Annotated in this window: 9 protein-coding genes; 6 read left to right on the plus strand and 3 right to left on the minus strand. The window is 53.0% G+C overall.

Features of this window, described 5'->3' with window-relative positions:
• Positions 1-226: 226 nt before the first annotated feature.
• Complete coding sequence (locus A1355_RS07970) at positions 227-2,191, plus strand: cytochrome c peroxidase (RefSeq protein WP_231883602.1); 1,965 nt, start codon at positions 227-229, stop codon at positions 2,189-2,191.
• 2 nt (positions 2,192-2,193) lie between these two features.
• On the opposite strand, the gene A1355_RS07975 is transcribed toward A1355_RS07970, so the two are convergent.
• Positions 2,194-3,183, minus strand: a complete 990-nt coding sequence (locus A1355_RS07975) for a hypothetical protein (RefSeq protein WP_064026783.1) — start codon at positions 3,181-3,183, stop codon at positions 2,194-2,196.
• A gap of 338 nt (positions 3,184-3,521) precedes the next feature.
• On the opposite strand from A1355_RS07975, the gene A1355_RS07980 reads away from it, so the two are divergent.
• The 5 genes from A1355_RS07980 to fae all read left to right on the plus strand — a co-directional run bounded on the left by A1355_RS07980 (position 3,522) and on the right by fae (position 6,618).
• Positions 3,522-4,076, plus strand: a complete 555-nt coding sequence (locus tag A1355_RS07980; RefSeq protein ID WP_064026785.1) for a flavodoxin — start codon at positions 3,522-3,524, stop codon at positions 4,074-4,076.
• A 3-nt stretch (positions 4,077-4,079) separates the two neighbouring features.
• On the plus strand, positions 4,080-4,859 hold the full coding sequence (locus A1355_RS07985; protein ID WP_064026787.1) for a 4Fe4S-binding leucine-rich repeat protein: 780 nt from the start codon (positions 4,080-4,082) through the stop codon (positions 4,857-4,859).
• Positions 4,849-5,526, plus strand: coding sequence for a hypothetical protein (locus tag A1355_RS07990; protein ID WP_064026789.1), 678 nt, complete (start codon positions 4,849-4,851; stop codon positions 5,524-5,526). Before A1355_RS07985 ends, A1355_RS07990 begins: the two co-directional genes overlap by 11 nt.
• An 11-nt stretch (positions 5,527-5,537) precedes the next feature.
• Positions 5,538-5,978 carry an ankyrin repeat domain-containing protein gene (locus A1355_RS07995; protein WP_064026791.1) on the plus strand — a complete coding sequence of 147 codons (441 nt, stop codon included), beginning with the start codon at positions 5,538-5,540 and terminating at the stop codon, positions 5,976-5,978.
• Positions 5,979-6,066: 88 nt separating this feature from the next.
• Complete coding sequence (fae, locus tag A1355_RS08000) at positions 6,067-6,618, plus strand: formaldehyde-activating enzyme (protein ID WP_064026793.1); 552 nt, start codon at positions 6,067-6,069, stop codon at positions 6,616-6,618.
• Positions 6,619-6,678: 60 nt separating this feature from the next.
• Here the strand turns inward: fae and prsR are convergent, their stop codons facing one another.
• Together prsR and prsK are read right to left on the minus strand one after the other, a co-directional pair.
• A complete protein-coding gene (gene prsR, locus A1355_RS08005; protein ID WP_064026795.1) occupies positions 6,679-8,046 on the minus strand; it encodes a PEP-CTERM-box response regulator transcription factor in 1,368 nt (455 codons plus the stop codon).
• On the minus strand, positions 8,039-10,129 hold the full coding sequence (gene prsK, locus A1355_RS08010; protein ID WP_064026798.1) for an XrtA/PEP-CTERM system histidine kinase PrsK: 2,091 nt from the start codon (positions 10,127-10,129) through the stop codon (positions 8,039-8,041). Before prsK ends, prsR begins: the two co-directional genes overlap by 8 nt.
• Between the last annotated feature and the right edge of the window lie 123 nt (positions 10,130-10,252).

The following is a 10,252-nucleotide window of genomic DNA, read 5'->3' on the forward strand; positions in this document are numbered from 1 at the left end:
GGCGCGCAAGATCAAAGCGGCATTCGTGCGTCTTTTCTTTTGGATACTTTTCTTTGGACAAGCACAAATTCGTCTGGAACGAATTTGAACAGCCGATAGGCTGGCCCGCAGGGCGAAAACCAGGGATGGTTTTCGTAGCGAAAGTATCTCGGCTGTCGGTCCGAGAACTGACATTAAAACAAGCCGTCGCGTCAGCGACACCACCTCAAGAGTATACAGCAAGCTAATGAAGCTCCCTTATCGCGACAGTTTATATAGTCTGAACGCCGACGCTGGAGCGTCCGCCCCGGCGTTCCCACGCTGGAGCATGGGAACGATAGGGTTCCTATGCTTTCTCTTTAACCTGGGAGCGCCAATCAGCCAAGCGCAGGACGCTAAACATCTAGCCCCCGGCTACACCGCCCTACCTTTCGAACCCGCAAAACCTGGCACCTATACCCTGCCAATCATCACCCAAGCCGCCAACGGCGACGTATTAACCAGCAACAACCAATCCAAACACCTCCACGACCTAATGGGTGACAAGCTGGTGTTGCTCAGCTTTATTTACGCCGCCTGCAGCGATGTCAACGGCTGCCCGCTGGCCACCCAAGTGTTGCAGAAGATCGGTCGCCAGTTACAGAAACAACCGGAATTGGCCGATAAACTCAGATTATTAACGCTCAGCTTTAACCCCACGCAAGACACGCCGGAAATGATGCGCCATTACGGCGAAGGCTTTAAAACCGGCGATTTCGATTGGCAGTTCCTGACCACACGCGACGGAACCACTTTGCAGCCCATCCTCGACGGCTACCAGCAGAACGTGCAAAAGGTCTATGACGACAAAGGTCGGTTTACCGGCACGTTTTCGCATCTGCTACGGGTCTATCTGATCGATAAAGATAAGAACGTCCGGAATATTTACAGCGTCGATTTTTTGCATGCCGACACGCTGATCGGCGATGTACTTACCTTGCTGGCCGCCGTCAAACCGCAAGCCGCGCCGTCCGCGGTGCCGACGGATATGTTGCTCCAGCCCGGCGACAATAAGCAAAACTATCAGCAAGCAGATTACCAAACCCGTTCCGTGGCACTGGAACAACGGCGGGGTCAACCGGCAAAGTTGATCGACTTTGCGCTAAAGCCGCCGTTGGGTTTGCCTGCTTTACCTGTGCCTAAGGATAACCTGCTGACACCCGCCAAAATCACGTTGGGCCGCAAGTTGTTTTTCGACCGGCGGCTGTCGTTGAACAATACCTTTTCCTGCGCGATTTGCCACATCCCGGAACAGGGTTTCGCCAATAACGAGATGGAGACGGCGGTCGGCGTCGAGGGGCGGAGCGTGCGCCGCAATGCGCCCTCGCTGTACAACGTTGGTTATGCTCAATTGTTGTTCCACGACGGCCGCGAAAATACGCTGGAACAACAAGCCTGGGGGCCATTGTTGGCGCATAACGAGATGGCTAATCCGTCCATCGGCTATGTAATCGACAAAATCAAAACCGCCGCCGACTACAGTGGCCTGTTCGAAGCCGCTTTCGGCAAAGCGCCGACGATGGAGACGATAGGTCAGGCGTTGGCGAGTTATCAACGCACCTTGAATTCGGCGGATTCGCCGTTCGATCGCTGGTATTTCGGCAAGCGCTCGGATGCGCTCGACGAATCCGCCAAGCGGGGTTTCGCGCTGTTTACCGGCAAGGCGGGCTGTAGCCACTGTCATAGCGTGGGAGAAAAGTCGGCGCTGTTCGCGGATCAAAAACGCCACAACACCGGCATCGGCTATACGGAATCCATGCAAAAGGCGCCGGATACTCAACACGTGCAAGTGGCGCCGGGAGTGTTCGTCGATGTCGATATCCGGCATTTGTCGGGGGTGCGTGGCGAAAAACCTAACGATCTAGGCTATTACGAAATCAGCCAGAATCCGGCCGACCGCTGGGCTTATAAAACGCCGTCGCTACGCAATGTGGCGTTGAGCGCGCCTTACATGCACGACGGTTCGCTGGCGACCTTGGAAGAGGTCGTACGTTTTTACAATCGGGGTGGCGTTGCCAACGACAATCTGGCGCCCGCGATGCGGCCGTTGGCCTTGACGGACGGCGAAGTGACCGAACTGGTGGCGTTTTTAAAGGCGCTGACCGGCGCCAATGTCGGTCGATTGGTGTCCGACGCGTTTGCAGCGCCGGTCGGCGATGCGCCGGCGCGTTGAAGCTATGGCGCCATCAAAGCACTGATGTGCTTGATAAAATTGGTCTCGTTGACGAAGGTAATGTCGTACATTTTGGTCAACCCGGCGACTTGTTCGTCGCTGGTTCCCAAGGCCAGCAGCAAAAAGTGGTTTTTGTCAATATCGAGGCGGCGGCGCATTTTGCTGTACTTGTCGATAAAGGGTCTGAATTCGCCGGATTTGCATTCGATGAACACTGGAATACGGCTATTAATCAGGAAAAACACGTCGATTTCGTATAGGTCCTCGTTGGCGAAGCGGATCGTAAAATTGCGGAGACAGGAAAACAGGCCGTTGCCGTCGTAGCAATGCTTTAGCAATTTCATGAACACATACCATTCCAACCATTCGCCGTTGAAAAAGTTGACGATGGCCGGCGCAGTTTGCAGCGTCAGATGGACGCGCTTTTCGTTTTTGTTGTAGAAATATTTGGCGACGAATGAGAAGTCGTAAAGCGATTTGCAAAAACCGGTGATGATTTTGATTTGGTTTTGACTGTGGTTGCTTAAATTCATCGTCACCGAACCGTAGTCATTGCGCTGCGCCTTGCGGATTTTGTCGAGTAGTTCCCCCAGCGTCGCCAGCTGATCTCCAAGCTCCACTGCAACTTCGTCGAAAAAACCTTGGGTATCGAGAGCGTCGTGATTGACTTGGACTTGCACGCTTTTACGCTCGAACCAACGGACGATCGGTTGATATTGAGTGCTTTGGCTCATCACCGCCGTATTGTGCAAATCCAGATCCTCGATTTTTTGCGGCGCTTGGCCCTTGGGCGGCGGGGTGGATTGCGACATTTCCAGAGTCCGGTATTTGCTTAAAAGCGCACTGTACTTGTCGATCAAACCGGTCACGAAGCCCACCGTGTCGTGGATCGCCGCAGGCTTTTCGCACACAGGGCATTTGACGGTCTTGCCGGCATGCTCGGAAGGTACCTCTCGCAGATAGGCGCAAGCGCTGCAACGCAAAATTGCCATGGATCAATCTCCCTTTTGGTCTTGAAAACGGTGTTGTTGGTTCGGAGGCCTAGTCTGGATTGGCGAACAATAGCGGTTCTGACTTCTTGTGTTCGCGGGCGGGCGATATGAGTCGCTAACCGGCGGGCTGATCGGCTGTGTGGCAATCTCGCCAGTTTCCCGGCAATTGTAGCCATACCTTCAAAGAGCTCAACCGTCGGGGCATGCCGGGTGTTTTATGTTATTGAATTTGTGATTAAAAAATGTTGGCGAGCAAGGATTCTGTTTTGGATCGAAATTTGCTGAGAATTGCGAAAAGGCTTAAGGCCATTCCTCGCAAACTCGTCTACAGGTGATTTATGGGCAAAATTGGCATTTTTTTCGGTACCGATACCGGCAGTACCCGGTTGGTGGCAAAGAAGATCTACAGTCTGCTGGGTGAAGAGTTGGCGGACAAACCGAAAAATGTCAATCGGGCCAGTCTGGACGATTTGCTGCAATACGATGCGCTGATCTTGGGGACACCCAGTTACGGTATCGGCGATTTGCCGGGCATGGCCGTCGGTTGCCAGGAGCGCAGTTGGCAGGAGTTTGTACCGCAGTTGGAACATTGCGATCTGACCGGCAAGCGCATTGCGTTGTTTGGTCTCGGACATCAAGAGCGCTACGCTTCGCGGTTTGCCAGTTCGCTGATTCAACTGTACCGCGTGTTTTGCGGCTATGGCGCCGACGTGATTGGGCGCTGGAGCACAGACGGTTATCAATTCGAACATTCCGATTCGATCATCGACGGTCAATTTGTCGGTTTGGTACTGGATCAGCGGACTCAACCGCATTTGACCGACGAGCGTATACGGGTTTGGCTATCGCAAGTAACGCCGGAACTGTTGCCCGTCAGGGCTGAGGCGGCTTAAGCGATGGCCGCCCAATCACCGGAAGTTCGGGAACCTGATCTGACGCCGTTGGCCGACTGTAACGCTTGCGCGTATCGGAGCAGTTTGTTGGCGCAGGGGGCTTGTAAGCCCGGCGATATTTGCATCATGGCGGAGAGCGGTCGGCAAATAGACCGGTTTTTCAAGCTGCATCCCGCTTTGGCTCGCGAGTACATGCAAGATGCATTTTGGGAACGACGGGCGATAGCCGCCCGCTATCTGCCGACGAATTTGTTGCGGCCGCTGTTGGCCGATCCCGACGAAGCGGTGCGACGGGTATTGGCCTACCGAGTCCCGCTGGAGTGGTTGCTGGAACTAATCAACGACAGCGATCGAGAGGTGCGAGTGACGGTTGCCGACCGTTTGCCGGAGGCGCAGTTGGAGTTGATGGCGGGCGACACCGATTATCTCGTGCGAGCTTATGTTGCCAAACGCCTGCCCGAGGGGCGGCTGTTTCGCTTGGTGGCCGATGCCGACACCGAGGTTCGGCGTACCGTTGCCGAGCGCATTCCCAGCGTCAGCCTGGGCTTGATGGCTGAAGATCATGAAGTGGGCATTCGCCGCATCGTGGCGCAGCGTATGGAGATCGACGATTTGGTGATGATGGCCGACGATCCGGACTGGACCGTGCGTTACGAGGTGGTCTTGCGGGCCGATGGCGAATTATTGCAGCGGATGATGGAAGACCCCGACGAGGAAGTCGCGCTGATGGCCCGGGAACGATGGCAGGCGCGGTGCGTCGAGCAGGTAGCGAATGAGCGCTGAATTTGTCGTAGGTTTAACCTATGCCGACCGTTTGCGGTTGGCGAGCGAGGCGCGGCAGGCTTTGATCGGTCGCGTGTTCGAATCGGAAGTTGCGTCGTTGACGTCGTTGATGGGGCCTATGAGCGATGGGCCGGAATGGCCGGCCGGCGCCGCTTGGTTGGCGGCTCGGCATGGCGCTAACGCCTGTGTCATTTCCGACGGTCTGTCCGACCCTTGGGTCGAACGCGATCGGCCGGAAACCGGCTTGGGTCTGGAGGTCTTTATCGAAAGTCCGGATGCCGGACTCACCGAGGATCACCCGCTCACTGCGTTGGCGGATACCTGGCTGTTTCCGTTGACTGCCGAGGTCAGCCATACCCTGGCCGGCTACCCGGTACTTTGCGAGAAATTATTGGCGGGCGAGCCTTTGTCGATCGAGTTCAATATCGAACACATCAAGGACGGTCGCGGTCGCGTTGGGGCGCTGTTGTCGCTACCGGCTGGCCTTGGTGCCGTGGCCATGTTGCCGGGAGGACCGGTGGCGCTAGTGGCGATTACATTGCTAACGGTCGCGGAGTTACGCTATCTGCGCGGCAAGGGCGAGGCTGCACGTTTGGAATTGTTGGAGGCCTTGCGCCAACATGGGGTTGGGCATGTGTCGCTGTTGTCCAGGCCGTCATTGGTATAAGTGGGGTTAGGATGAGTCCGAATACCGAAATCACTGAATGGCTGGCTCAAAACGGCTTTACGATTCCGCCTGCCGCACCGGTTAACGGGCGGGGAGAGCAGGCTTTGATCTTGGCGGCCCGACACGGTCGAGCGGATGTGTTGGTGTATTTGCTTGAAAGCGGCGCTGATTTGACTGTCTTGGATGCCTACGGCAATAACGCGTTGTGGGCTGCCTGTTTTGCTGAATCGGCGGAGTGTATTGCGTTGCTGCTGCAAGCCGGTATCGCCATCGATTATCAAAATCCTAGCGGTTCCAGCGCATTGATCTACGCGGCATCGGCCGGCAAACACGCCGTGGTTGCTCAATTGCTCGACGCTGGCGCCAATCCGCGTCTGACCACCGACGACGACTTTAGCGCATTGGATTTGGCGGCCAACCGTCAGTGTCTGCAATTGTTACGTAAGCGCTAGGACTCCTGATTCCTTGCTGTCGGCTATTGCCGGGTGGTCGCGAGCGGCATAGAATGCCGGCTTTCGCAATTACGATCAAGGACTCACCATGTCAGATTCATATTGGTTTAGAACCGGCGAAGCCACCGTATTTTCGAGCGAAGGCCAAGGTACCGACGCAATGCCGGAAATACTGCTCGGCGACGTCAAAGGTCCGGCCGGCCATGCTTTCGCCAATTTGATGGGCCAGACCGAAGGCCATACCCGGATGTTCGCCATCAGGGCGACAAACCAGCAAGTGCGGCCGGCGACGATTATGGTACCTAAGGTGACGATCAAGTCTTCCGCTTACGTTAATTTATTTGGCGGACCGGTGCAGTCCGCAGTGGCCGACGCTGTGATCGACAGTGTCGCGGATGGTGTCATTCCTCGGTTACAAGCCAATGAACTGTGTATCGTCGCGATGATTTGGATAGATCCCTCTTGCGCAACCAACCCCAATCTGGACCGTAAGGATTTGTACCGTACGAATTACGAGGCGATGAAATTGGCTATTCAGCGCGCGATGAGTAATTCTCCCAGTATTGATGAGCTGATAGCTAACCGGCATAAGGTGTTTCATGAAATGTACGATCCGGAGACCGGCGAATCGCAGTGGTAATGGATCTATAGAATGATTCCGCGCCGCAAAATGCTGCTCGGAATCGCTTGCCTGAGGCGGCTAGTCGTCGCTCTGGTTGCGGGCCGAGATCGGAATTCCGTATTTTTCGAACAATCCGTACAGCGTGGGCCGAGTGACGCCCAACAGTTTCGCTGCCTCGGAAACGTTATGATCGGTATAGGACAGTGCACGGTTGATCGCGACGGTTTCAGCCGCCTCTCTGACCGCTTTCAGATTTAGGGGCATGGACTTGTCGGTTGTCGATCCGAGTTGTAGTTCCTCGGCGGTGACGAAATTGCTGTCCGACAAAATCACCGCGCGTTTGATTTTGTTTTCCATCTCCCGAATATTTCCCGGCCAAAGGTAGGCTTCGAGCGCTTGTGCCGCGTCCTGCGAGAAATGCTTTTCCTTCCGGCTGTTTTCGCGACAGTAGCGTTGCAGCAAGGCGGTGGCGATAGCGATGATGTCGCCTTCTCGCTTACGCAACGGCGGAATGTCGACTGCAATTTCGCTAAGGCGGTAATACAAATCGCTACGGAACTGACCTTGTTCGATTAAATCGGGTAGATGACGGTGGGTGGCGCAGATAATGCGGACGTCTACAGGGATTTCCTTCCGGCCGCCGAGTCGTTCAATGACCCGCTCCTGTATGAACCGCAAAAGTTTGGCCTGCAAAGCGAACGGCAGGTCGCCGATTTCGTCGAGAAAAAAAGTGCCGCCCTGTGCGTATTCAATTTTACCCTTGGTTTGAGCGACCGCGCCGGTGAATGCGCCTTTTTCGTACCCGAACAATTCGCTTTCCAACAGCGTTTCCGGAATCGCGGCACAATTCACTGCGACGAACGGTTGGTCGGCGCGCGCGCTGAGTCTATGCACCGTCCTCGCCAAGACTTCCTTACCGGTGCCGCTTTCGCCCAGCAAGAGTACGGTTGCTTGCGTCGGTGCCACTTTTTCCACCATCCGCAACACCGATTGCATTTGCGGGCTAGTGGCGATGATTCCGTGCAGTGGTTTTTGTTGTTTCAGTTCCTGATAACCGCGCTCCAGCGCGTCTAGTTGAAAAGCTCGTTCGATTATCAGTCCGAGCACGTCGGGGTCTATCGGTTTTTGATAAAAATCGTAAGCGCCTAACGCAACGGCTTGAATCGCGTTGTTTCGATCGTCGTTTCCGGTCACGACGATGATTTTGGTCGAGGGCGCTAGTGCCAACATTTCCTGTAGCGTGGCGATGCCTTCGCTCGCATTGGTGGGGTCTGGTGGCAAACCAAGGTCGAGAGTAACGACGCTAGGGGTATGGCGGCGCAAAGCCGCGATCGCTTCGTCGCGGTTGCTTGCCAGTACTATTTCGTACTGTTCTAGACTCCATTTCAGTTGTTTTTGCAGGCCTGGATCGTCTTCGACGATCAGTAGAAGTTTGGATTCAGTCATTATGCCCTGGTTGAGCGGAAACCCGCTTTGCTAATGGTAGGTAAATCGTAAACGTGGTGCCGACTCCGGGCGTGCTTTCAACTTGAAGCTGGCCTCCGCTTTTTAAAACATAATCGCGTGCTTCGTACGCCCCAATGCCCATGCCGGCATTCCCTTTGGTGGTGTCGAATGGTTTGAAGAGTCGTTCAGCGATAAATCGCTGATCCATTCCGCTACCGTTATCAATAATTTTTATCACAGCATAGTCAGGGTCTTTGGTTAATTCAAGCTCTACTTTGTCTCCCTTGCCGTTAGAAGCATCTTGAGCATTTTGAATCAGATTCGCTAACACGTTAGAGACCTTGATTTGGTCGGTTTTTACCAGGCACTCGGTCAGAGTCGTGCTTAGAATCACCGGAATTGGGTTTATGTTACTGGCGATTATCCGGCGAATAACGTCGACCAAATCTACCAAAACGACTGAGCTGACTTTGTTTTCGCCTTGTTTAAGTTGCTCGACGATGTGCTGAATTTTGTCGGAAACATTGTTGAGGGTGTCGATAGTGTCGTCAAAAAACGCCGGATTATGTTTGTGTTTGGCTGCATTTTTTACAATCAAACCAATCTGAGCGCCGACATTCTTAAGATCGTGAACTAGATAAGCCGACAAACGGTGATAGGTTTCAAATTGGCGACTGCTAACCAGCTCTTCGCTAGCGCGACTCAACGCCAGAGCGTTGGCTAGTTGCATGCCAACGGTCTTCAGTAGGTCATGGTCTTCCCAATCGAGCTTTCTTGGCACGCGGGCTTGCGTTAAAACCGCGAATGCCTCCAATTTGTTCATGTGAAACAGCGGAACGATCAGCCAGACCTGACTGTCCTCGTAGCACCAGGGCGACAGATCGATATCATCGTATACTTCAGGGGCGTGAGCCAGTTCAAAAAAATCAATGACCCATTGTTTGTTGGTAAGGTACTCGGGCAGATCTTCCAAATGGTGCAAATATTCCAATTCCTGTGGCGTTAGCTTCAAATTTTGTTCCGCAGCAAGAAAAAATTGGCCTTGGTCGTTTTTTAGCCACAACCCGCCGCCAGCGCTTTCAACAAGGTCGGTTAAGGTGTTGATAATAAAAAGCTTTAGTTCCTCTATGGATTCCAGTTTCGCCAGGGATTTGGAAATTTTCAACCATTCTTCACGATAGTCGTAGCTGTAGTGAAAAAAATGCTTGCTGAAGTAGATCTTGAACAGCGCGCGCATTTTTCCTGAAGTAAATGGAATAATCAGAAGAATAATGGCAAGAAAAATGAACAGTGTTTGAGCGGTTTCTCCCCATTTTTCGTTGGCGTGCTTAATATAAAATCCAGCAAATGACATTAAAATCAGGTAGATACCGCATCCAAACAGAATGGTGGAGTGAAAAACCGATTTTCTGGGAACGGTAAGCTCGGTGTTCGAGTCCGGAAATTGAAGACGAGGCAACGTAATGGCTAAGAAGGGCGTCAAAATCGCGTTAATGATGCCTCTGGACTGCCAAAGTGAAAAATCTAACTGCTTGAACAGCAATGATTTGCTAAAAAGTAGGAGGTCAACCGCAAACAATGCACCTAAGCTGACACACAAGAACTTTATGTTCCAGCGTTGCTTCAGCGGTGTGCTACGATACAGTTGCTCCACTAGGATCAGACCGAATACCGCGAACACTACATGCGCTACAAATCTGGGATCGAAATCGAAAGACTCTCTCAGGAAGTCCTGGTAATCTGGAAAACTCTCTATACTAAGGATGAAGAGGGTCAAAAGCGACGCAAGCCGCGCTGTTTTAGACCTCAATAGAGATAAGGTGCGTTGGTGTCGTTGTTGGAATAGTAGCGAACCTAAGAGGACGAACCATGCGAAATTGCGGACCGTTTCATAGCTAAGGGTATCGGCATAAAAATAATAGCTATTCGATGTTGTTATAGTGGTTCGTGCGCACCATAATAAGGATGAAAGTGCCGCAAACATAAAGGGAAGGTGCTTTGGTTTCCTCAGAATAGAGTAGCCGAGCAGTAGTGCGTAAGCGACGGTGGCGCTCAGGTAGCTGACATAGATGTAGTTTTCCATATTATATGATTATACGTCGATATTTTGGTGGTATGTTTTGCATTGAATGGGTCTTATGCTTGTGCATAGGTAGCTAGGCTTAGACAGACGGCGACATGAAACAAATAATCCACGACTTGCTAG

The organism is Methylomonas koyamae, assembly GCF_001644025.1.
Classification (GTDB): domain Bacteria; phylum Pseudomonadota; class Gammaproteobacteria; order Methylococcales; family Methylomonadaceae; genus Methylomonas; species Methylomonas koyamae_A.